General features: G+C 61.0%; 19 protein-coding genes and 3 pseudogenes. 11 read left to right on the top strand and 11 right to left on the bottom strand.

The window, feature by feature from the left end; translation table 11 throughout:
• Nucleotides 1-231 precede the first annotated feature (231 nt).
• Nucleotides 232-513, top strand: a complete 282-nt coding sequence (locus ACSFBL_RS33105; RefSeq protein ID WP_435520052.1) for a YlcI/YnfO family protein — start codon at nt 232-234, stop codon at nt 511-513.
• Complete coding sequence (locus tag ACSFBL_RS33100) at nt 513-836, top strand: type II toxin-antitoxin system RelE/ParE family toxin (protein WP_435520060.1); 324 nt, start codon at nt 513-515, stop codon at nt 834-836. The genes ACSFBL_RS33105 and ACSFBL_RS33100 overlap by 1 nt, the downstream gene beginning before the upstream one ends.
• A gap of 27 nt (nt 837-863) precedes the next feature.
• On the opposite strand, the gene ACSFBL_RS33095 is transcribed toward ACSFBL_RS33100, so the two are convergent.
• The 3 genes and pseudogenes from ACSFBL_RS33095 to ACSFBL_RS33085 all read right to left on the bottom strand — a co-directional run bounded on the left by ACSFBL_RS33095 (nt 864) and on the right by ACSFBL_RS33085 (nt 3,753).
• Nucleotides 864-1,049 (bottom strand): hypothetical protein, encoded by a 186-nt coding sequence (locus ACSFBL_RS33095; protein WP_435520051.1) that lies wholly within the window; start codon nt 1,047-1,049, stop codon nt 864-866.
• A 1,897-nt stretch (nt 1,050-2,946) separates the two neighbouring features.
• A pseudogene (locus tag ACSFBL_RS33090) lies at nt 2,947-3,321 on the bottom strand (transposase); the annotation flags it as partial.
• An 84-nt stretch (nt 3,322-3,405) separates the two neighbouring features.
• Entirely contained in the window at nt 3,406-3,753 is a 348-nt protein-coding gene (locus tag ACSFBL_RS33085) for a YciI family protein (protein ID WP_435520050.1), read from the bottom strand.
• A 1,526-nt stretch (nt 3,754-5,279) separates the two neighbouring features.
• Between ACSFBL_RS33085 and ACSFBL_RS33080 the strand changes: the two genes are divergently transcribed.
• The 3 genes from ACSFBL_RS33080 to ACSFBL_RS33070 all read left to right on the top strand — a co-directional run bounded on the left by ACSFBL_RS33080 (nt 5,280) and on the right by ACSFBL_RS33070 (nt 8,744).
• Complete coding sequence (locus ACSFBL_RS33080) at nt 5,280-5,717, top strand: hypothetical protein (protein WP_435520049.1); 438 nt, start codon at nt 5,280-5,282, stop codon at nt 5,715-5,717.
• A gap of 819 nt (nt 5,718-6,536) precedes the next feature.
• On the top strand, nt 6,537-7,247 hold the full coding sequence (locus tag ACSFBL_RS33075) for a PDC sensor domain-containing protein (RefSeq protein WP_435520048.1): 711 nt from the start codon (nt 6,537-6,539) through the stop codon (nt 7,245-7,247).
• Between the two features lie 267 nt (nt 7,248-7,514).
• On the top strand, nt 7,515-8,744 hold the full coding sequence (locus tag ACSFBL_RS33070) for an ATP-binding protein (protein WP_435520047.1): 1,230 nt from the start codon (nt 7,515-7,517) through the stop codon (nt 8,742-8,744).
• Nucleotides 8,745-8,751: 7 nt separating this feature from the next.
• On the opposite strand, the pseudogene ACSFBL_RS33065 reads toward ACSFBL_RS33070, so the two are convergent.
• Nucleotides 8,752-9,572, bottom strand: a pseudogene (locus tag ACSFBL_RS33065) (IS256 family transposase); the annotation flags it as partial.
• A 172-nt stretch (nt 9,573-9,744) separates the two neighbouring features.
• Between ACSFBL_RS33065 and ACSFBL_RS33060 the strand changes: the two are divergent.
• From ACSFBL_RS33060 to ACSFBL_RS33040, 5 genes are all read left to right on the top strand, one after another.
• Nucleotides 9,745-10,089, top strand: coding sequence for a hypothetical protein (locus ACSFBL_RS33060; protein WP_435520046.1), 345 nt, complete (start codon nt 9,745-9,747; stop codon nt 10,087-10,089).
• 109 nt (nt 10,090-10,198) lie between these two features.
• Complete coding sequence (locus ACSFBL_RS33055) at nt 10,199-10,813, top strand: LuxR C-terminal-related transcriptional regulator (RefSeq protein ID WP_435520045.1); 615 nt, start codon at nt 10,199-10,201, stop codon at nt 10,811-10,813.
• Nucleotides 10,814-11,584: 771 nt separating this feature from the next.
• Nucleotides 11,585-11,791 carry a hypothetical protein gene (locus ACSFBL_RS33050; protein WP_435520044.1) on the top strand — a complete coding sequence of 69 codons (207 nt, stop codon included), beginning with the start codon at nt 11,585-11,587 and terminating at the stop codon, nt 11,789-11,791.
• Nucleotides 11,792-11,960: 169 nt separating this feature from the next.
• Entirely contained in the window at nt 11,961-12,113 is a 153-nt protein-coding gene (locus ACSFBL_RS33045) for a hypothetical protein (protein WP_435520043.1), read from the top strand.
• A gap of 134 nt (nt 12,114-12,247) precedes the next feature.
• The gene (locus tag ACSFBL_RS33040) at nt 12,248-13,285 is read left to right on the top strand and encodes an alpha/beta fold hydrolase (RefSeq protein WP_435520042.1); all 1,038 of its coding nucleotides are present in this window, start codon (nt 12,248-12,250) and stop codon (nt 13,283-13,285) included.
• 63 nt (nt 13,286-13,348) lie between these two features.
• Here ACSFBL_RS33040 and ACSFBL_RS33035 read toward each other — a convergent pair whose 3' ends face one another.
• The 6 genes and pseudogenes from ACSFBL_RS33035 to ACSFBL_RS33010 all read right to left on the bottom strand — a co-directional run bounded on the left by ACSFBL_RS33035 (nt 13,349) and on the right by ACSFBL_RS33010 (nt 20,489).
• A complete protein-coding gene (locus ACSFBL_RS33035) occupies nt 13,349-13,594 on the bottom strand; it encodes a hypothetical protein (RefSeq protein WP_435520041.1) in 246 nt (81 codons plus the stop codon).
• Nucleotides 13,595-13,865: 271 nt separating this feature from the next.
• The gene (locus ACSFBL_RS33030) at nt 13,866-14,828 is read right to left on the bottom strand and encodes a hypothetical protein (RefSeq protein WP_435520040.1); all 963 of its coding nucleotides are present in this window, start codon (nt 14,826-14,828) and stop codon (nt 13,866-13,868) included.
• Nucleotides 14,829-16,004: 1,176 nt separating this feature from the next.
• The gene (locus ACSFBL_RS33025; protein ID WP_435520039.1) at nt 16,005-16,769 is read right to left on the bottom strand and encodes a hypothetical protein; all 765 of its coding nucleotides are present in this window, start codon (nt 16,767-16,769) and stop codon (nt 16,005-16,007) included.
• A gap of 386 nt (nt 16,770-17,155) precedes the next feature.
• Entirely contained in the window at nt 17,156-17,548 is a 393-nt protein-coding gene (locus ACSFBL_RS33020; protein ID WP_435520038.1) for a hypothetical protein, read from the bottom strand.
• A 485-nt stretch (nt 17,549-18,033) separates the two neighbouring features.
• A complete protein-coding gene (locus ACSFBL_RS33015; RefSeq protein WP_435520037.1) occupies nt 18,034-19,425 on the bottom strand; it encodes a CHASE3 domain-containing protein in 1,392 nt (463 codons plus the stop codon).
• A 15-nt stretch (nt 19,426-19,440) separates the two neighbouring features.
• Nucleotides 19,441-20,489 (bottom strand): annotated as a pseudogene (locus ACSFBL_RS33010) (IS30 family transposase).
• Between the two features lie 337 nt (nt 20,490-20,826).
• On the opposite strand from ACSFBL_RS33010, the gene ACSFBL_RS33005 reads away from it, so the two are divergent.
• Nucleotides 20,827-21,096, top strand: a complete 270-nt coding sequence (locus ACSFBL_RS33005; protein WP_435520036.1) for a GlsB/YeaQ/YmgE family stress response membrane protein — start codon at nt 20,827-20,829, stop codon at nt 21,094-21,096.
• A gap of 213 nt (nt 21,097-21,309) precedes the next feature.
• Here ACSFBL_RS33005 and ACSFBL_RS33000 read toward each other — a convergent pair whose 3' ends face one another.
• Nucleotides 21,310-21,810, bottom strand: a complete 501-nt coding sequence (locus ACSFBL_RS33000) for a YciE/YciF ferroxidase family protein (protein WP_435520035.1) — start codon at nt 21,808-21,810, stop codon at nt 21,310-21,312.
• Nucleotides 21,811-21,881 lie beyond the last annotated feature (71 nt).

Here is a 21,881-nt window from a genome sequence, read left to right as displayed (position 1 = left end):
AACTGCTGGACGGTTCCTGCTTCGCTGATCGGAAACGCTGGAGACGCCTCCGGCGCACTGTCTAAAAGGCAACCGCTGCGTGCAGCGCGCGCCGACAAGGACTTGCTCGGAGAGTTCCGGCGAACGCTGGAAGGGGAAGGCTTCCGCTCGCTCCGCAGGCCTGCGTCCTCATTAGGCCCGCGGGTGCAGGTCAGGCTGGGGAATGCATTACGTTTGTGATACAATGACTCTATGAAATCCTCGACTTTGCCTGTGGTCCGAGTCGAACCCGAGTTGCGCGCCCAACTCGAGGCCGTGCTCAAGGAAAACGAAACGATCAGCACCTTCGTGGCGGACGCGGTCCGACACGCCGTTGATTTTCGGCGCGTCGAAGCAGACTTTCATGCCCGCGGCGATGCCGCTTGGCAACACTATCAGCGCGACGCGGTGGCGCGCCCCGCCAAAGAGGTCTTTGCTCGGCTTCAGGACCGAATCAACGCACGTCGCAGGAGCTTGCAAGGCCCCCGCTCGTGATGGACCTGTTCGGAGTCGACATGACTCCGTCACCCGAAGACGACCTTGGACGTCTCTTCGATTTCCTCATCGATCGGGCGCAGACACTGGAAGAACTCGAACACGCCCAGCGGATCCTGGACGAGCTCCGAAGCAGTATCGTGACCAGGCTCTCGGAAAACCCTTGGGCCTATCGGAAAGCGGGCGATGGCCGTCGGACTACCCGCCGCGAGTTGATCGTGGGACTTGGCGCATCAGGCTACGTCGCCCTCTATGAGATCGTTCCCGGAAGGACCGTAATAGTCTTGGCCGTGCGACATCAGCGCGAGGAAGACTATCACTGACTTGGACTCGTGCGTCAAAGGCGTCCTTCAGGCGCCGGGGTCTTGCGAGCCCGCGTGCTGCCCGGGCGCATCCGCCGTGCGCCCCGACCCCATGAGCTGGACGGTGGCCGCAATAAGCCGGTGGGGGAGATGGCCATGTCGTGCACGCCGGACGAGGTTGGTGCCCAGTTCGGTCACGACCAACGCCGGCCGCTTGGCCTTGACATCGCTCAAGCCCAGTTGTCAGTACGCCGTCCCAAAGCTTGACCACCGGCGTAGAAAGCTCGAGCAACTCTTCCTGCTGGCGCTTGATGATGTCCTCGCGCGCTTGTGGAAGGTGGCGACCGTTCTCTGTGCGAGCTTGTCGACCATGATTGTCGCGGACCACAGGGCCTGCATCAGGGCCGCGGGGTCGGCCGAGAGCTTGCGCTGCAATCCGTCGAACAACGGCTTCTTCAGCGCGAGCACGAAGAGACTCAGGTCGCCGGCCGAGTGCCCCCGTGCTGCCCCTGAGCGCGACAGGGACTCCACACCTGGCGGGTGCCCGCCCATGCCGTCGATTCCATGGCATTTGGATCGGCATCCGCCGCAATTGCCTCGCGCAGATGCGTCAGCAGTTCCGCCGCGCCGCTTGAATGGACCGACGCGTTTCCGGATCCTTCGCACCGAGCTCGTCGAGCCAGGTTTGACATTGGCTTCGTTGTCCTGCAAGGTCGACAGGAGCGCTTGGAGTTCGCTCTTCATGGGCATGGGTTCCAGGTCTTGAGGGCGTGGCGCCCGGCTCGGCGGCCCAATGCGCGCGCAATTCTCTATGGCGCTGGTGTCCACGCGACTGCCGCCAGGGACGCGTCTGGGGGCATTGGCCTACAAGGCGACGACGTGCGGTCATGCGGCATGGCAGCGGCAAACCGTGCAACGGCCGACGCGGGCCGAGGAGCTCGAATGAAAGGGAGTACCTCGATGAACTGAGGTGGATGCATCTCAGATTCCTGGCGTCTGACTTGAAGAGCCCATGGCTCGTACCAGATAAGTCTCGACAGCCTGATTCCACCTTCGACTCAGGGCGAACTTCTCGACAGGTCGGACCCATCCGTTGCCAGCGATCTTGAAGGCCTGCTATCTACCCGTCAGCAAACTCTCGAATCGCTTGCTATCTCCAGAACTTCCACCATGGCCCGCGTCGCATGCGCAGTTCCAGCGGACGGAGATCAAGTTGATCGAAGAGGGCGGCGGCGGCACCAAACCGACTCGCAGGCGCTTCGTTGGAGGAAGGGGCAGGGTGCCCGTCGGCCGATAGTGCGCCTACGCGGCGCTTTGCCGCGTCTCTCGAGTTGGAAGGGTAGAGGCCGGTGAAGTCCGTCATGCGCTCATTCTGGCTGATTCGGTTTTCCCACGCGTCGCCACGCCCGGGCGCGGCGGATCACGAGTTGCTACCCGAGTCAGGTTCCCCTTCCTTCGTTTTCCCGTCGTCGAATCCATTATCCTGGCCACCGCGCTCACCTGGGCCGCACCTGCGCGGAAGTGCCCGGCCAAAATGTACACACTCCGGTGCCCCGTCATGGATCTCCGACGCGGGCTCTGGGGCGAGAGGTTGGGACCGCAATCAGAACGGCACTCACGGGTCGCGAACGGCCAAACCGTTTACGTCGGTTGCCGATTCCGCGGCGGTGCAGCAACAGGCCATCGACGCGGCGCGCGCACCGGACCAGAACGTCACTTGCGGCTCCATTACCCCGACGACCATCGCCCAAGCCACCAACGGACCGTCGAAGGCCATTGGTTCCGTCGGGCCGTGCATCGCACGCGCGAAGCGATGAGGCGAACTGCTTTGAGAGGATAGAGCGGCGAGGCGCCGGTCGTCGGCAAAGTTAGATCGGGACTGTCCGTCGTCTCCTGCTGGAGCCAGTGTCACTGCAAGTTCTACCGCGACGCGGCCACTGCCCCCGCTTCCGGTCCCAAAGGCGACTCATAGCAATTAAGGAGATCCGCGGTCGCTGGTCCAGCCGTAAAACTCGATCCGGATGAGTCGGAACTCCACGCTGGGCTTATTGATGCTGGCAACGTCCGCCGAGGACCACGGGTGCAAAATCACTCCGGCCAATCTAGGGAAATCCAGGGCGGTATTGACAGAGCGCGCGTCCGCCTGGCTGTGCTCGCTCGGCGCTCGACCGAACCTCGTAGAACCCGCTGCCGAAACGCTCATCACCCGGCACATGACCCGAGTGGGCCACACGCCGCGATGGCGAACGACGAAGGCGGACTTCACTACGGGTCGTTGGCAAAGTAGCCGAGCGCTTTTTTAAGATGTCGCGCTCCGGCGTGACTCGGCGCAATTCGCGCTTCAGGCGCTGAACCTCCGAGGCCGCCTCTCTGCGAAGCGGCCTGCTGGGCCTCTGCTCGATACAAGGTCCCTCGCAATGTGCGTGACCTTCGCTCCTGGCTGCTGGACAAGTTTCACCGCCTCACGCTTGAACTCGTCCGTGAATTTCCGTCTCGTCCTTTGCATAGCTGCCTCCTGAACACATCAAGTCATTCGATGTGTCCGGGAAACCGGCGGAAGCCCACCTCGCGTTCTCCGAATTGCGGCTCCTCAGATCGGCCTGATCTCGATTTCCGACGCCACGGGCATCGGGTTCGGGCAGCGCTTAACCCACGCAACCGCTTCTTCCATGGATGGCAGCTCCCAGAGCCAATAGCCAGCAACGAGATCCCCGGTAAATGGCCCGTTGACAACGGTACGTGAACTGCCGTCGAAGCGCACCCGCTTACCCTCCCTGCTGGGGCGCAGGCCATCGCAATCCTTCATCACGCCGGCCTTCCTGAGTTCGTCGTTGAACATCTGCATCGCGGCCATTTGATCCTTCATCTGCGCATCGCTCATTCGTTCAAGATAACCCTCGAGTTCGGGACTGGCTTTGACGAAAATCATGAACTTCATTTTTCACCTCCGGTTGGCGCCGAGGTGGCGCGAAAGGTTAACGAGCTGTGCCCACACGTGCAGCGCCGCCTGGGGGCGAGCTATCGCGCGGGCAATTCGCCTAGCACCCTAGATGCTGCGCCTAGCACCCTAGATGCTGCCCCAGGTTGTCCAGGCACGGAGCCAGCGGTCTGTCGCGATGAACTGGTTCTGTTGTAGGTCGCCGCTGACCGGTAGACGCGCATCCAGCGCGCATGTGCTGGCCTTCGCCGGGCTCAAACCCGTCTCGCTCTCGCCCGCGCGGGGAACCGGGCGCCGCTGAATCGGCTGGAAGAGTTGCTGCCGACGAAATGGAGGCCGGCAGTAATGCCCGCACGCCGCCGATTCAGAACGCGAGCTGATCGAGGCGCTCAATGAGGCGACGAGCCTCGAGTTGTATTAACTCAGCGCGCCATTGGAGCGTCCGATGAACGACCCGCGACGCGTCGTAGCCTTGCGCCAGGAACAGCGTCAAAGAGACCACCGGCAAGGTCGTTGACCGACAGGTGTCGGCGACTTGGCACACGCTTTGCGTGGAAGCAATGCCATCTGCTTGACCCGTTCCTGCCGCACCGAAGGTGTGCAGATCTCGCCCCAACAAACTTGGACGAAGTGTGACCACCGAAGCCTTGATTCTCTCAGCCCTGGCTCTGCTAGTCGCAGAAGTCTGGATTCTTGACTCCCTGACCAACCGCGCGCCACCTACGCGCGCGCGGCGCCTGGCGGATCAGTTAAAGCGGGCGGAAGCTGCGATGCAAGGCGACTGATTTACCTTGCCGTCGGTGCGCGTGGCGCAGGATGTGCGGCGGCCGAAATGATCGCCAATCTGCTTGAGGGAACAGGCCTGTGGCTACAAGATGTGCTGCACAGGCATGGCGCAAAGCCTGAGGTCCCTGTGACGGGCAGTTGATCTCCGGCTCATCGAGTGGTGTCACCGCGGCGTAGCGCAGCCCATGTGGCGCCAGCGGCACCAAGGCGCCTTGAGCGTCTAGAACGGCGTCGCGATGCCCAGCGCGGTCGCACCTCGCGAACGTAGCGAAGAATCGCATCGTAGACCTTGGTGACCGGTGGGTAGTCGTGCTTTCAACTTTGTTAGAGCTTGGAACGCACGTTGCGACACACGAGCCGGTGGCGTGGTGATGATCTTTCACATCATCCAGCAATCGGCGCAAGGGACATCGCGCCCATCGCTCGCTTCGCCCGAATGTGCTCGATGGCGTCGGGTTCCGTGGCAATATGACGCAGCCTAAGAAGCACTCCTCGTCCTGTCGTGCTTCTCGCAGAGCGCCAATTCAACTTGCCCTCGGGAACGATGCGAACTCCTTTGTTTCAACGTCCGTTCGACAGAGCGATTGTCGGAATCGCCGCCGCATTTGCCGGCCGAAGTTCTTACACAAGATGCCGTTTCCCTTCTCCAGCATCTGAACGGAAGCAGGGCGAGCGTCACCGCCGCAACGTTCGCACGCCGATTTGGCGTCGCTGCAGCATGGCACTATCAGGAGCCTTCCATGGAACCAAATGACGCAAAAAGCCCTTCCGAACTCGCAGACGACGCGAAGCACGTAGGCAATGACGCGGTCGAGTCGGCAAAGGGGTACGCCGACGAGGGTAGGCGCATTGGCAAGGAGGCGGTCACAGCGATTCGAACTTCCGCCGACGACGCCCGAAAGACCGGTGCGGAGGCCTTGGATACGGCGAAGGGCTTGTCGAATGACTCGCAAGAGTTGGCCAGCGACGCCACACAAACAGGTCGTGCCTATGCAGAACACGCTGTCGACTCTGCAGGGGTGAAGGTCCGGCAAATCAAGACTCGAGCGCAGGACGCGACCGAAGCTTGCAAGCAATACGTGGCCGATAATCCGTTGCGTTCGACTCTAATGGCGACCGCCAGCGGCGCGCTGCTCATGACGCTGATACTTCACGGTATAAAGCGCAGGTCGACATGAGGTCTGTTTTCGCGGGAGCAGGCAACATATGCATGCTCACCGAATCATGGTCATAAGGCACGGTGAAAAGCCGAGCACTGACGGGAGCGTTAACGGTGTCGATGTCGCGAGTTCAACTGACCCCAATGACTTGACCGTCCGCGGGTGACAACGCGCCGGCGCGTTGACTAGAGTGTTCTCTGCAACGCACGCGGTGTCTTCGAGCATTCAGAAGCCGGCGTTTCTTTTTGCTGCTGGTGCAAGCACGGAATCGCCGAGTAACCGCTCTCTTCACACTCTTACACCCTTGGCTGACCTTTTGGGCAAACGGTGTCGACGCGGTTCGCAAAGGCGAGGCGCGAGCTTTGGTTTCAGCCATCGCCAAACTGCCAGGCCCTGTTCTTGTCGCGTGGGAGCACTTGGCCATTGTCGACATCGGCAATGAGTTGATGGGCGGAACCATTGCGACTCCCAAAGCACGGCCAGACGACGGTTTCGACATAGTTTGGATATTTGAGCGTCTTGCCCGCGGCTGGGGTTTCAGTCAGGCGCCGCAACTGAAAAGTAAAGCCCAACTGCCGAAGCGTTTCGGACGAAAGCCCAGGCGTTGCACGGGCAGAATAATCCGTCGTCGCGCCCTTTTTGGGGTCCCCAGCTGAACGTGACGACCCTGGTCCCTTGATGAAATTTATCGGAGGACCTTTTTTTAGGGCGTAGACGCTGCGTCATCGCAGCGCTTGGTGTTGGCAGGCGCGACGGCCCGACCACGGTGCACGGCGGTGCATCTGCGTTTGAATCCTTCGTATTTAATGTCGCGGGCTTCCCAGTTTGGATACGCCCTTGAGCATCCGTACGCGCCTCCTGCTGCTGGTTTTCGCTGTCTGGCTACCTGCGGTGGTCGGCTTCGGTCTTCTCGCCTATTCGACCTACGTCCGGGAGGCGCAGGCGTCGAGGGACAGGGTGCGGCAAGCCGCCGAAAGTCTCAACGTGCTCGTTGAACGGGAACTCGACAAGAGGGCGGTCATGGCGAAGACTCTGGCAGCATCTAGCGCGGTCAGGGAAAGAGACTACAGGCGGTTCCGGGAAGAAGCAATCATTGCGACCAAGGACACCGGCGACTGGGCATTCCTGTTCGACAAGGATTTTCAGCTTGTGAATACTGCCTTGGCGACCGAGCAAACGGCGCCAGTGCCCAGAAGGGCCGGCGCTCCTTTGGAAACCGTGCGGCCGAACGTCTACTTCAACATGTCCGGTGAAGTCGTCGAGAAGCCAGTCCTAGGGATGTTTGCTCCGGAGGCCAACGCCTCTCCAGTCCAGCTGAACGTTGGCGTCGCGTTCCGGCCATCGGTCATCCAGGCGATTGTTGCCCAGCAGGAATTGCCGGACGGAAGCGTTGGTGCTGTCATCGACAGAGACCTTCGTGTGATGGCCCGAAGCCGTGAGCCGCAAAAATGGTTTGGCCGACAGGCGACCGGAGAACTGCACAGGCGAGCTCGCGACGGAGAAACAGGGTTCGCTGAATCAACCACCTTGGATGGCGTCCCTCCTTGACGTATTTGGCGCGACCCAATCACTACGACTGGACCGTCGTCATGGCGTTGCCGATGGCGGCCCTGAGCCGCTCGGCGCAGCGCGTCACACTGCAAGCCGCCGCAGCGTCAGGCGTTCTGCTCTTGCTGGGTCTTGGGCTCGCGCACTCTTCGTATCCCGCAAGATAAGCGCCCCCATCGACGCACTGCGTCAGGCCGCCCGCCGCTCGGCGAAGACGCGGTCCCTTCCAAGCTTTCTACCGGCCTTGCCGAGGCCGACGACGTCAGCGTGGCGCTGCACGAGGCCGGGCTGCGTTCCCGAGCCGCGACTCAAATGCTCGAAACGCGTGTTGCCGAAGCCGTCGCCGAGGCGCGCGAGGCGCAAGCCACCCTGCTGGAGGCCCGTATACACGAGGCCATTGGTCGACTCGCCGGTGGAGTCGCCCACGACTTCAACAACCTTCTGCAGACCATCAGTACCGGACATCACCTCCTGCAGCGTTCCATTTCAGAGGGCCCCCAGCATAGAGTGCTGCAGAGCGTGATGCGTGCAACAGCCAAGGCCGCTGACCTGATTCGGCAGATGCTGGCCTTTGGCAGAGCTCAGAACTTGGAGCCGGAATCCATAGACCTCGCAGACTTTGTGTTGAAAAGCCAGGAACTTGCCAGCAAGGCGGTTGGGGAACGGATACTGCTCACGGCAAACATCGAGCCGGGACTTCCGCCACTTTTCGTCGACCCTACCCAGCTTGAACTGGCCCTGTTGAATCTCATTTTCAACGCCCGCGATGCGATGCCGAACGGCGGGAGCATCGCCATCATTGGGCGCGTTGCAATACTTGGCGGACGCGACAAGGTCGGCGAAAAGGCATTTGTGCGCATCGACGTCGCCGACAACGGCCCTGGCATCGATGAGAACACATTGGCAAGGGTGTTCGAGCCCTATTTCACGACAAAGTCTGTGGGGGCGGGAAGTGGCTTGGGACTCGCGCAAGCGCTGGCCTTCGCCCGTCAGTCAGGGGGCGAAATCGATATCCAAAGCAAGCTGGGTGTGGGGACCACAGTGAGTATGTGTCTGCCGACCTCCGACGTCGCACCAATGCAACCGCGCGGGGTTGAAGTACCCGCGAGCAACCGCAGGGTGCGGCATCTGCATGTGCTCATGGTTGAAGACGACGCTCTCGTGGCATCGGTCGTTGTATCTGCGTTGCAGGAGGCCGGTCATCGGGTGACCGCTTGCACATCCGCCGATGCTGCATTTACGCTTCTAGCGGAAACGCAGCGGTTCGACATTCTGTTCACCGATGTTGTTATGCCGGGCTCCATGACGGGCCTCGACCTGGTCGAGTGGTGCCGGGCGCATCGACGAGGACTGCCGACAATTGTTGCTACCGGCTACTCAGCTCAACGCAGCGACCTTCCGGTTCGAATGCTCCGCAAGCCCTATGCGATGTCCGAGTTGTTGGCCGCATTGCAAGAGGCGGCGAGTGCGCCGGCGGACGACGCCACTTCGGAATAGGTACGACGACCAGCCCCACGACGCACGTCTGCAGCGTGGTGGCCGGGAACACGGCGCCGAGCGCCTCGCCGATGCCCTTGAGGCCGTCGGTGACCGCGATCGGACGTCGCTCACGCCGCGCGTGCGCAGGTCGTTAAACACCTTCATCCAGAACTTGGCGCCCTCGGTGTTCTCGATCCACAGTCCCAGGATGTCGCGCGTGCCGTCGGGCAACACGCCCAAGGCCGGGTAGATGCCTTGTTGCGCACCACCGCCTCTTCGCGGATCTTCACGCGCAGCGCGTCGAAGAAGATCACCGGGTACATCGGCTCCAGCGGGCGGGACTGCCAGGCCCCGACCTCGGCCATCACCGCATCGGTGACCGAGCTGATGAACTCAGGGCTGACCTCGGTGCCGTATTGCTCGGCGAGGAAACCCTGGATCTCGCGCACCGTCATGCCGCGCGCGTACATGGCCACGATTTTGTCGTCGAAGCCGGTGAAGCGGCGCTCGTGCTTGGGGATCAAGACCGGCTCGAACGAGCCCTCACGGTCGCGCGGCACCTCGCTACGCAGCGGCCCGTCCTCGGTCAGCACGGTCTTGCCGCTGGCGCCGTTGCGATGGTTGCTCGCGTCCTCGGCCTTGGTCGCACCCGGCGGGTAGCCAGATGGTGCGACAGCTCCGCGCCGAGGGCGCGCTCGATGAGCGCCTTCTTGAAGGCCATCTACGCGGCCTGCACCGCCTCGGCACTCATGGGGCCCTTACGAACTGGTCAATCAGTTCTTTGGGAATCGACGGCAGATCCGTCGCAGCGGCTGCTGCCGCCTTCGTCGTCTTCCTGCTTGGCATACATGCTCCTGGTCGTCATGCTATGCCTCGCACACAAAATTCCGGACAGGCTCCATGCCTTCGACGGTCCTCTGGACTCGAGGTGTTACAGAGCGTCAATCGGGGTGCACCTCCGGCCGTGGTGAGGCGTTGTCAGCAGGAACGGCAACTCGCCACCTCTTGGAAAACAACTGTGAGCCTCAATCGTTCTACATTCAAATGGGCTGCGACTGCCGTCGTGGTCGCCAGCGCCCTGTTTACTGCTTCGGCGAATGCCGAGGTGAATTGGTCCATCGGCGTCGGCGCGCCGCTGTACTACGAAGCGCCGCCCGCACCCGTCTACACAGCACCTCCGCCTGTCTACTACGAACCGCCCCCTCGCGAGTACTACCGACCGCCGCCGTCGCCCCCGCCCGTGTATTACCGTCCTGCACCCGTCTACTACGGGCCTCCGCCGGTGTACTACGAACCAGAATACAGGGGCGGCCATCGCCATCGGCATCACGAGCGTCGGGATTGGGGCGACCGCGACGACTGAGATTGACGTTACGACTTCCGATGTGTCGGCGCGGCTCTCGGTCTTGGGCCGTTGCTGGTTGTTCCTCTGCTTTATCTGAAGACGACGACGAACGACCACGAGCCACCATATGAATATCTATGTCATAGACGACCATCCGATGATGCGAGATGCCATTTCAATGGTGCTTCGACGATTGCGTTCTGGGTCGACAATCGTCGAGCTCGACCGGGTCAGTAGGTTGGCCCTTGAAGTCGCTTCCGGCCAGCCTCCGGACATGGTCTGCCTGGACTTGAATTTGCCCGATGCAAGCGGAACTGAGGGCGTGCGATTGGTGAGAGGACAGTTTCCGCACGTGCCGCTCGCCGTGTACTCGGCGTCGCCTGCAGCAGACTATGAAGAGGCTTGCATCGAGGCTGGGGCCGATATCTACATTGAGAAAGCTACCGGGTCGGTGGAGCTTGCGGCGGCCCTTCGCGGGCTGCTTTCGGCGGACCTGACCTCCGAGCCCACCGCTCCCGTGGAGGTGGATGCCGGCGACGCAGGGACGAAGCTATCCAAGCGCCAAGTACAACTCATCGCCGCGCTCGAGCAGGGCTTGAGTAATCGCGAGATATCGAAACTCCTCGAACTCAGTGAGCACACGGTCAAGGTGCACCTTTGGCGATTGTTTCGCAAACTGGGCGTCAAGAGCCGCACACAGGCGCTTCATTTTGCGCGCCAACACGGCCTCATCTCGAGCTGACCATTTGGCGCCAGCGACGGCTCTCGCGAGTACTCGGGGACCGCAAACCAACGCTGGGGGCTCTGCAGCTCGCTCGCGTTCAGAGTCTGGTTCGCGGCTCACGCCGGGCGACTTCCTGACTGGCTAGCCAGCAAGAGGTCCACCAGCATGAGCGCGGGGCCATCGCCGTGCTCCAGCCTCGCGCCGTCCACCTTGCCGGCGGACACCGCATTGCGGACTGAAGGCCGTTTCCCAGGAGGCGCGTCAGAAATCGCTCGTCAATCGTACCGCGCGAGCGTTCGCTGCTTTCGTAAATCCTGTGGAGCACTACCAGCGCCAATCGTTCGACCTCCAGGGACATTGCATTCGCTCCACATAGGCGCTGAGAGACGCCCGCGACCTAGCCCATCACCAGGACCTCCTGGCTTGCCTCGGCAGTGCTCGCTCGCGATCGTCGATTTCTTCCTAAAGCAAGGCAACGGTTTAGGCGTCGTGCGTTGGTGCAACGGGCGGGAGCCCAACCAGCGCGTCGTCGTGCTTAACCAACGGAGGCAACGCGCAGCGCCTGCACGGACGCCGGCGCGGATCGTGTGTTCGACAAGTCCACAGAGCTGGAGGAATTTTTCGCGTACTGCCTGGCGACGGGTGTGGCGACTAGCGGGAGGTGATTTACTCAGAGCCGGAGTGCCGGAGCTGTAGAGCGAAGAGACATAAGGTCCAGTAGTTGTCCTACCGCCAGAAAGGCGGCCTGGATCAGGCTCCAACGCATTCATTTACAGCTTAGGGACTTCGATGACCAATCCCTGGATGACATCCAACCCTTTGATGAGTTTGTGGCTCAGCGCGGCCAACCAAATGATGAGCACGGCGCACGGTTTGGCTGCGAGCATGATGCAGCGCCAAGCTGCGACGATGCAGGCCGACTTCGAGAAACGCGTGATCGATTTCTGGACCGGCGGATGGATCAGACTGCCGGTAAACACGCGCGGCGGCCAATGAAGACGCTCATGCGGCTTCATTGAGCACGACGAGGGCAGGGGCTCCGGTGCGGCGTTTACCAATCCGGGAAACGTGGCACATGCTTTGCGTGTTCAAACGGGGGACCGGACGGACTGTTCCTACCGCACCGAAGGTGTGCGGTCCTTGCCTAACAAACCCTGGACGTCATATGGTCACCGAAGCCTTGGTCCTCGCATCCCTGGCGCTGCTGATCGCAGGCGCTTGGATCTTCGACGTTCTGACCACCCGCCCGCCAACAACGCGCATGCAGCGCTTGAAGGATCGGATACGGCAGACGAAAGCCGGCCTTCGAGGCGACTGAGAGCTCTTCAATTCATCAGGGGCGTCGGATTCGGAGCGTTCTTTCGCGGCGCGCTCGCTCGGCAAGCTATATGCAACCCCGCCGCTGCTACCGCGAGTCATCGCTGCGTTCCCATCTCTCACACTGGAATCATCATGAATCTGTCACAGCTCAAAACCCTTGCCACTTCTCGCGCCGGCCTTCTGGGTGGTGCCGCCTTCGCTGCCGCGGCCACGGCCGGTTGGGTTGAGGTAAAAGCGCGTCGTGCCGAACGGAGGCACCCGCCGGCCGGGCAACTGATTGACGTCGACGGCGCGCGGCTTCATTTCGTCGAGCGTGGAGAAGGACCGCCGGTCCTGTTAATTCATGGCAATGCGGTATCGCTGAACGATTTTGAAGCCAGCGGGCTGATCGAAATGTTGGCACGTGATCACCACGTAATCGCAATCGACCGGCCCGGGTTCGGCTACAGCACCCGCCCGCGCGACCGTCTATGGACGCCGGCCGCGCAGGCGGCACTGCTTCATGCGGCACTCAAGACGCTTGGGATTGAGCGGCCTGTGGTTGTCGGTCACTCGATGGGAACACTCGTAGCGCTAGCAATGGCATTGGCCAACCCGACGGACGTGGGAAGCCTTGTGCTTCTGGGCGGCTACTACTATCCGACTCTGCGCGTCGATGCGCTCCTGACGACTCCAGTGGCCATTCCGGTGCTTGGTGACGTGATGCGGTACACGGTGACCGCGGTCACAGCTCGAGCGCTATTGACTCGCTCGGTGGAGGCCATGTTCTCGCCCGGCAATGTGCCGGCGAGTTTCTTCCCAATACTTTCGCGCGAAATGATGCTGCGGCCGGTTCAGATTCGTGCAAGCGCCGAAGACGCGGCTTTCATGATTCCGGCCACTGCCAGCAGCGCCCGATACATGGAGCTTGAGCTTCCAGTGACCATCATCGCCGGTGCCGACGATAAAGTTGTCGACGTCGACGCACATTCGACGCGACTTCATCGGGACGTGTCGCAGAGCAAACTAGTTGTAGTTCCGGGCGCGGGGCACATGGTGCACTACGCAGACCCCCGAAGCGTGGTAGCAGCGGTCAAGAGCGGAGACTCGGTCGTTGGCCCCCCCTTTGCCTCGCTCACACATCAGGCTGGCGCCGACTCGCAGCCCGACGCGGAGCCGGCACTCATTTAGCAGGTTATTTCGTCCTAGAACCAGGCGCTGAGGATGTTCTTGCTGGCTCCGCAACGAGGTCGTCTAAGTGTCCTCTTCCTCTTCCCCCAATGCTTCCGCGATCGGTCCCAGCTTTTCGTCTTCGACGTAGGCTAGTAGTGCGTCGTTGCCAGCTTCGAAGGCCTCGATCCACTCGGGATAGGACTCACTGCCCGTTTCCAAATCAAGCCAGACGGCGGGGTCGCCTGTGCTCTCGAGCACGATCCACACAAAATTGCCATCGCCGGGGTTGTCGACGAAGACGGCTAAGCGACGGTACTGGTCGGACATCTCATTCTCCTTCAGGTTTGGGCGCAGCGAGGGTAGTCATTCGAGATCGCGGTCGCGCGCGATCCGCGGGTCGCCTCGACCGCCACTCTTTCTGGCGGGCGGCCGAGCGGTACTGGGCATTTCAGCACCAGGTCGCGAGAGCGAGCATGAAAAACTCGCCCCCGTTGACTCGGAGCCATCCAGAAGGATCGGAGGGCACATTAGGACCGCGTGCCCTCACCCGACCGCATCGAGGCCTCCAGCCGTTTAAGCCGCTGGAGACATTCCAGATTCATAGGTCCCGCTGCCGGCCGCCGAGCGTCGCGCAGTAGGAGGCGAAGAGCGCACCCACTACCAACGAAATGAATATCCAAAGCGATCCGTACGCGGTTGCCTTTCGTGCGGAGTCCGCCATCGCCTTTGCCTTGGTCTTGGTCTCTTCCAGAGCCGCCTTGGCACGCGAGTAGACGTCGGTGACCCGCTTTTCGGCATCTTGTTGGCTCAGCCCGGTTCGCTGAGCGACGACCTGGCTGGCGTAACGGCTGTCTTCAGGCGAGAGCGTCCCCGTGCGCAATGCGTTGCCGAAAATCCGGCCCACCTCCGCGGTCGTCGCTCGGTCGGCCGCGCCTTGCCCTACTTCTGTCTGGCTTGCGCCGCCCGATGGTGGCGCCGCGCTCGGATCCTTCCGGAACAGAGAGTCAGTGATGTACGCCATGGGGCCGTTGCTTCCATCGTCGCCGGAGCGGCTCGCTGCAGTTCCTGCCGCTGCGGTCGCTGCGCCACCAGCCACGGTTGTGGCCACACCCATTCCGGCCTTAGCTCCGGCGCTCACGGCCGATCCAACGGCAGAAGCGATCAACGCGAAGGTCACAAGGGTAGCCACGGCCCATGAGAGAACCCCGTGAGCAGTGTCGCGAAAACGTGCCTCGTCCGTATGGATACCGCTCCACTTCGTTCGTAGGCGCCCAGCGAGGTATCCGCCCAACCCCGACGAAGCGAGCTGGGTGAACGTGATCCAGAAGATCCCGGCGATGCCGATCGTTTTAGCCTCTGCACCTTCGCCTTCCCAAGGGGAGGCGAGGCCCAGGCCCATGCCGGCGCCCAGCACCATCATGATCAAGGTCAGCGCGGCAGCCACGGCCGCGCCTGCAAACACGGCGCCCCATGACACACCTGATCGGGGAGCTTCGAGCGCCCCCACATCATGGCGCGGGGCAATGCCTGGCATCGGTGATTCTTGAGCGTAGGTGGCCATGGCGTCGTCCTTCAAGGTTGTGTACGTCGCATGGAACTAGCCAAACGGAGAGATCGGTGTACGCAAGGTTCGATGCTGTAGGTAGGCATCGCCCGACGCGACGACTTCGGTTCCCACGTCGCGCATTCGTGACTACGAGCTCCAATCAAACCGTCGTGATGGAATGTCCCAGCGGCCGCGGTCCAAGTCGGCGGTGCACGCCGAGCATGGAGGCGAGCAACGCCTGCGTCACGCGAACGGGTTGGAACGCGCCAGGTCGTGTCATCAGGAACCGATGCTGTGGTCGACCTTGAGGTGCTTCGCACCCGTTCCGACCAACCGCTTTCGTGAACGCGATCAACGTCAACTACGGCCTGTCGCGCGTGTTCGGACTCCCTGAAACCTGCGTGACCCCACAGCCAAATACGTGGGACTGGGTGCGGGCGTGGCGGTCGGCGGTTCCCGGTGATCGGACAACGCATGCGCCTAAGTGGGGAGCAGACGGTAGCACCTGACGGCGATATGGGTGGGGCCCGCCGGCACGGTGCGTCGACGAGCACCAACGTCGCCGTCTTGCCTGCAGGTCGCGGCTCGAATGGTGAACGGCATTTGCCGGCCACCAATGAACACCGAAATCAAGCGCGACCGGGCATCATTCGAACGTGAAGGAAGTACGCATCATGACTCGCCGCTTCGGGGTGGTCATACTTATCTTGCAGAAGAGTGCGCTGGGCATGAACTTCGCCCTACGAATCAAAGGTTTGCACATCTTGAGTTCTTACCCACGAACTGGCATCGCAAATGCCTGTCGGGAAGAGACTTTCTGGAACGAAGCGCACGATTTGCAGAAAAAGTACGACCACCCCATCTACAGGTTCAACACGTTGGAGAAGAACGGCAACGAGCTTCGCGTCTCTGGACCCGCGCTTGTCCCAAGAGACCGATCAAGTTCCGGTGCACGACGAGCGCGTATCGGCCTGTCCGTTGATGGGAGCATGAGGAGGTTCTCGAGCGCGTCCAGTAGACGCTTGGACCGCAAGCCCATCGCGATGACGCTGCGCCCTGATCGAAGTTGCCAGCCTGCGGGTGATGTCGGCCGACGTTATGGCGCTCATAGTGCCTAAGCCGCGGTGTTTGGCGATCCGCCACAGATAGCGAAGGATCCGCGGCGGCGCCCGGTGAACCCGTTCGTCCTCGTCACACGTGAGTCGGCGTCCAGCCTTTGCTTCCTAGAAAGATCCCGTGGTTTTGCCCCGGCCGGTTAAAGCCGTAGGTTTTCAATCCGGTCCAATCGAATTGCGTTGCGAGCTTTGCCAAGGGCACTGGCTTCACGCGTTCATGAACCTGAACGGCACAAAGCAGCTTGGCGCGCTGGAAATGGTTGGAAAAGCGCTCCACGATCGCTTCGACTGGCGGCTCAGTGCGGCTCAGGTCCAGACCCGTTTCTGGATCCAATGCGCGACCCCAGGGTGGCGCAATGAAGGCAACCACCAACTGGTCTGGCGCGGCGACGGTGTGCGGGAGACCGTGCTTGAAGTCAATGTTGAGCACCTGCAAGGACAAGCTCAGCAGTGCCACATTGCTGGAAGTGAGTCGGGATACCGATGCGTCGTTCTCGAAGGCAACGCCGGCGGCCCCGGGGAGGTGCTGCAGCAGCCAGTACAGCGTGTTGCCTGAACCGACGAATGGATCGATCACAAGATACGAGCCAGCGTGGGCGCCAGCTGCAGTGAAGGCGACATCCGCGGCGATCGCCGCGGCAAGGCGATCGCGCGTGCACTCGACGGCGGTGCGTCCGAGCACACGAATTCCCTTGGCAAACCAATCGGCTGGCGCCAAACCGTAGAGTGAGACATAGTCGGCATCGTCGTAGCTGTCCAACCCATACTGCTGAACCTCGTGCAGATCGAGGACGTCGTTTCGCTTCTCCCCGAGAAGGAGCAGCTCACGGTCGTACTTCATGGGAACCTCCAACGGCGATGGCGCGCGATGGGCATTCTGCGCTCAAGGCGCCCAGACAAGAAGCGTGATCCTGGATACGATCCCAGGAAGTTCACGCTGCAGCGCCACTTCTGACCCGCGAGCGTGACCGCGCGGCCGAGCATTCGGTGTGGTCGCCCAGTTGGCCAGCGGGCTGCTATGGGCGAGTTCGGTGAGCGTGCAGTTCCAGAGCCCAGTTATAACAGCAAAGATGTTGGAACCGCACCGCGCCAGCCCGTAAACGCTGCGGCGTCCTCGCACAGCTGAATCGTTGGGTGCATGGCGTAGATACGTACCTGTTGATGACAGGCGTATGCCGGGTTGCAGCCGAGCGCTGGGAAAGGATCGAGTGGATCTCACCCAATCGTCTACAGCGCGGTGGGAGGGTTGAAAGTCTTGAATCCGTTCGTGCGAAAACGCTGCGCGATCGAGCGCAGCCACCGCTTGACGCGCCGTTTCAGAGACGGCGACGTGGTGAACTGGTCATAGCCGGAGCGCTCTTTGGCTATGCATCTCTCTAGCATCTGCAGTGCAGTTGGACTGGGTTCCCATATCGCGTTCACGATTACCTGTCCGCCTTTGGACTGAGCGATATCCGGGACCACTGTGATTTCAGTGGCGCCGAAGCTTCGTAGAAAGGATGCCCGCCCCGCGGCTTCGGCGATCCCTTCATCTTCCCCTGGGGCCCGGTAGTGCAGAGACACACTGATGCGACAGAGGGCAGCTTCCACCACGAGCGCATGAGAGATGATCTCGAGCAATGCCAGTCTTCGTACCGCGATCGCATGCTCCGCACTGATCCGTATTGGACGAAAATGCTCAATATGTAAGAGCCGTCCGGAGTGATCAAGCCTGACGACTTCCGCAAGGGCAATGTCGCGCGAATCAGCCCGAAGGTAGACCGGACCGGACCAATGGACAGGGCCACCGCTCTCGCCTGAGACGATAAGTCGTCGTGCCATCTTTTCTGAATCTATTCACCCGACAAGGTTCGGGCGCCCCGCGCACCAGTTAGAGTGCTCGTGGGGCCAAGTGTAGGCCTAAAGCATTAATATAGATATATTGGAAAGCCAGACAGGGTTCGATCGCCTCGGACCGCAAATTATTTCACACTGTCCGACGGTGATTGGCCTGCTGGCGCCGACTTGAGGCCGCCGACTGAAATGCCCGGCTGTGCACGCTGATTACGCAGTCTGGCCGGCCGCCCTCGGATTGCCAATCGGCCAGGGAAACCGTCGCGGTGCCCCTATCCGAACGATCCGTTGACGGTGGCCGGACCATCCATACCTTCAACAGTCATGGCGGGCGACGCCAACGGAAGACTCGCCTTAAGGTTAGTCCCTTTCCCTGGGCTCGATTCGATGACCATCGATCCACCCAAAGACTCCACCCGAAAACGCATCCCTGACAGTCCATGGCGACCAGGCAAAGCCACCGCCTGAGTGAAGCCAACGCCGTCATCGCTGACTTCAATGCTAACCGTTTCCGCGTTCGCGGCAAGTCGCACCCGCACCCGACTTGCGCTCGCATACTTGGCCACGTTGGTTAGCGCCTCCTGAACAAAACGGTAGACAGCGAGATCGTCGGGCGCCTTGAGCCGCAGTTCCTCGAGTTCAGCATCGACAGGAATTCCCAATGAATTCTGCGCGTCCTCGCACAGCTTGAGAATCGCTGTGCGAACCCCAAGTATTTCCAGCGACGACGGGCGCAAATCCTCGATGACTCTGCGCTTGAAGGCAATGCCGTCGTTCAGAAGGCCGATGGCGTGTTCGATCCGCTCCCGCAGTACGGGCTCGTTATTGATTCTGACACGCATACGGGCCAGATCCAGTTTGGCTGCGGTCAGCAGCCCTCCGAGCTCGTCATGAATCTCTCGCGCGAGGAAACCACGTTCGTCTTCACGCACTGTCTGAAGGTGTCTTGCCAGATGCCTCAATTCCCGTGTCCGGGCGGCCACCAGCATTTCGAGCGAAGCTTCACGCTCAGCCCGCTCACGGTCGTGCCTCCGCAATTGATGTAAATACACGATCGCTCCGATCATGCCGGCCAATGTCAAAACCGCCGCGGCGACGCGATTAAACTGGAGTGCGTCGTATATGGACAGCCGTGCCAGGATTTGTGCAGCGCGCGCTTGCTCCAGCTCGGTCGTGAACACCGCACGCAGGTTTTCCATCAGCTGACGTCCGATACCGGAAGCGACCAATTGAATCGCTTCATCATGTTGGCCTCGAGCCTCCATATCGAGCGCCTTTGCCATCTCTGAAAGCTTGGCATCGATAATTCCGTCGGCGCGCTGCACGAGTGCTTCCGAATCTGTTTGCGTAAAAGACAGGTATCTGCGCAGTTCGTGGCGCAGCGCCGGAAGCGCTTCGAGCGCGCGACGGTATGGCGTCAAGAATTCTTCCTGCCTTGTCAGGATGAAGCCACGTTGCCCCGTTTCTGCGTCGGTAAGCACCTGAAGAATTCGCGCCGTGCCAATGCGCGCGTCCGTCAGTTCGATCCCTTCGCTGACGATCGCAGCGGAGCGACGGGAAGCAACTTCATCGACGAACAGCGAAAAGAGAGCAGCAACCACCACCGCGGGAATCGCGTAGCGCTGTCGAAGCATCTGGGCGGCGAATGTCTTTATGGATCTCATCTGATGCCTGCGGATTCAACCGATCGACGCAACGATTTGGCTGAACAACTCAGCCGGTGTGTGGAAGTCGAGGGTCTTCCTCGGTCGCTCGTTCAATTGTCTTGCAACGGCATTCAACCTGGCCTGTGAATGGTTCGAGAGATCGATCCCTTTGGCGAAGTACTGCCTGAGCAGGCCGTTCGTGTTCTCGTTGGTTCCGCGCTGCCAAGGGTTGTGCGGGTCGCAAAAGTAGACCTGGATGTCGGTCGCCAGGGTGAAGCGCTTGTGAGCCGCCATCTCCTTGCCTCGATCCCAGGTCAGCGACTTGTACAGTTCCTGCGGCAGCTTGCGAGCGTTCTTGATCAGCGCATTGACGACGGTCTCGGTGTCCGTGCCCCCCAGTTTCACCAGCATCACGTAGCGTGTTTGACGCTCGACCAGGGTAGCTGACTGCTCGTGCCTCCGAACAGCAGGTCGCCTTCCCAATGACCAGGCACTGCTCGATCTTCGACCGTGGCCGGGCGCTCGCTGATCGATACGGTGTCAAGGATTCTTCCGTGGTTATCGGTCTTCTGTGTGTGATGGCGCGAACGGCGCATGACCCGCGTGCGCCGCAGATGCTGCAGCAGCTCCTTCTTCAAGGCGCCACGGGCTTGAATGAAGAGGCTGCGGTAGATCGTCTCGTGTGACACCTGGAAGTCCTCGTCGCCAGGATAACTATGCTTGAGCCACCCCGCGATCTGCTCGGGCGCCCACAGCGACTGGAGCTTGACGGCCACGATGCGCGCCAAGGCTCGGTTCCTCGCCCGTTTGCATCTCTTGGGTCGGTGCCCACGGTCCCACGCCGCGAGAAGGCGGCCACCACCGCACGTGAAATCTCCTCTCGCTCGGCCAAGGGTCAGTGCCAAGGAGAACCGACACCGCGCTGGCGGCGGTACTCCGACTGTTCGGGACAGAATCCCTTCGACCGACGAATGCGATCGATTAACAATTGACAATCTGCTGAAGGCTGTCGCCTGCTTTCGGCGCTCCCAGATCAGGGCCTTCTGGCTGTCCGTGTAGTAGTTCCGCGTTCGATACTTCATCTATAACACTCCTTCTGCCTACGCAGTTTCTAAACATCATGGTCGCTCGATAGGCGAAGGAAGATACGTCTCCGGTATCGCGGATTGCGCACCGTGTACCGAGCTACATGCGGCGGGTTTCCAGAGTGCACACCGTATGGAGACAAGCCACGGACGAGAGTATCAAGTTCTTCGTTGGTCTGGATGCGCACAGGGACAGCACCGCGGTTGCAGTGTGCGAGGCTGGGCGAGAGCCGAGCCGTTTTGTCAGGCTACTGCCTACGGAAATTCAATGGCATGTCCTATAGGTCCGAGGAGAGGGAGACGTGACGCTCGCTTTTTTCAACCGGAGTGCGTCATGAATCTCATCGTTTGGCTCGTGGTCGGTGGTCTCATCGGATGGGTGGCCAGCATGATCATGAAAACCAATGCCCAGCAGGGCATGATCCTGAATGTTGTAGTCGGCATTGTCGGATCGATCTTGGGTGGATGGCTGGTGGGCCCGCTTTTGGGGGCCGGAACGATCAACCAGAACGATTTCAGCGTGCTAGGTCTGCTGGCCTCCCTGATCGGCGCGGTGATCCTTCTTGCGATCGTCAACGTGGTCCGACGAGGGGCAGTACGCTAAAAGTTGCGCGGGGAAAATGGCCGGGTGCAACGGCACAGCGTTCATGCATGCCTCTGCATCCGGCCGTCCCTTCAGATCCCCTCCCTCGCCAGATTGGGGGAATGCTAAGGCATCTGGGTGGTGTCGGTCGACAATGCCGCGCATGCTTGCGAAGGGCGGACTCGAGGCTCATGCGTGATCTGAATGTGCGCTGCTTAATGGGAACCCCACCAATCATTCCGCCGCTTGAACGTTGATAGCAGCTTCGGCCAGCTCGCTCATGAGTTCGTCACCCCGAATCATGTCCTTGACCGCTGAATCAAGAGCTTTCGAGTCGTTCTTGCGCTTGAGCGCCTTTGCAAAGGCAGAAACGGTGCCGAAACCCGTTATGCCGTAATGCGTCATCCGCTGAAACTGCGCGATGATTGCCGCATCAAGCACAGCACCCTTTGTGGGCGCGTCGTCAATCGTGTGCTTGGTCGCTTCTGCAACCAAGCCTTGCATGCCTTTGCAATGCTCCTTCTTCACCTTCTCGTGGAGACCCTCGATCAACGTTTTGAGCACTTCGGTGTGCTTGGCGATGCCCGCCTGCGAGTCCGACAGCAACGTCTTGAGCTTGGCGTTGGTGGCACTGGGCGCGATTTTCTTCAGCACCTTGGCCATCTGGTCGTTGGCGGACCAGAGATCTTTGAGTTCGTCTGCGTAGAGTTCGTCGAGGCTGGAGATTTCGGACATGGGCTTTCCTTGAGTTCGGGTTGGGAAATACAGTGTGCGGCGCTCGCTTGTCAGAGATGTAGGCTGTGGCG

The organism is Variovorax glacialis, assembly GCF_051216375.1.
Classification (GTDB): Bacteria; Pseudomonadota; Gammaproteobacteria; order Burkholderiales; family Burkholderiaceae_C; genus Variovorax.
The sequence above is the reverse complement of the archived record's forward strand: the minus strand, read 5'-3'. Positions and strand labels throughout refer to the sequence as shown.

Excerpts from the sequence above, each read along its gene's own strand:
- ACSFBL_RS33105 (WP_435520052.1), top strand. The coding sequence starts at position 232 with ATGAAATCCTCGACTTTGCCTGTGGTCCGAGTCGAACCCGAGTTGCGC.
- ACSFBL_RS33100 (WP_435520060.1), top strand. The coding sequence starts at position 513 with ATGGACCTGTTCGGAGTCGACATGACTCCGTCACCCGAAGACGACCTT.
- ACSFBL_RS33085 (WP_435520050.1), bottom strand. The coding sequence starts at position 3,753 with ATGAAGTTCATGATTTTCGTCAAAGCCAGTCCCGAACTCGAGGGTTAT.
- ACSFBL_RS33080 (WP_435520049.1), top strand. The coding sequence starts at position 5,280 with ATGGAACCAAATGACGCAAAAAGCCCTTCCGAACTCGCAGACGACGCG.
- ACSFBL_RS33055 (WP_435520045.1), top strand. The coding sequence starts at position 10,199 with ATGAATATCTATGTCATAGACGACCATCCGATGATGCGAGATGCCATT.
- ACSFBL_RS33050 (WP_435520044.1), top strand. The coding sequence starts at position 11,585 with ATGACCAATCCCTGGATGACATCCAACCCTTTGATGAGTTTGTGGCTC.
- ACSFBL_RS33045 (WP_435520043.1), top strand. The coding sequence starts at position 11,961 with ATGGTCACCGAAGCCTTGGTCCTCGCATCCCTGGCGCTGCTGATCGCA.
- ACSFBL_RS33040 (WP_435520042.1), top strand. The coding sequence starts at position 12,248 with ATGAATCTGTCACAGCTCAAAACCCTTGCCACTTCTCGCGCCGGCCTT.
- ACSFBL_RS33035 (WP_435520041.1), bottom strand. The coding sequence starts at position 13,594 with ATGTCCGACCAGTACCGTCGCTTAGCCGTCTTCGTCGACAACCCCGGC.
- ACSFBL_RS33030 (WP_435520040.1), bottom strand. The coding sequence starts at position 14,828 with ATGGCCACCTACGCTCAAGAATCACCGATGCCAGGCATTGCCCCGCGC.
- ACSFBL_RS33025 (WP_435520039.1), bottom strand. The coding sequence starts at position 16,769 with ATGAAGTACGACCGTGAGCTGCTCCTTCTCGGGGAGAAGCGAAACGAC.
- ACSFBL_RS33015 (WP_435520037.1), bottom strand. The coding sequence starts at position 19,425 with ATGAGATCCATAAAGACATTCGCCGCCCAGATGCTTCGACAGCGCTAC.
- ACSFBL_RS33005 (WP_435520036.1), top strand. The coding sequence starts at position 20,827 with ATGAATCTCATCGTTTGGCTCGTGGTCGGTGGTCTCATCGGATGGGTG.
- ACSFBL_RS33000 (WP_435520035.1), bottom strand. The coding sequence starts at position 21,810 with ATGTCCGAAATCTCCAGCCTCGACGAACTCTACGCAGACGAACTCAAA.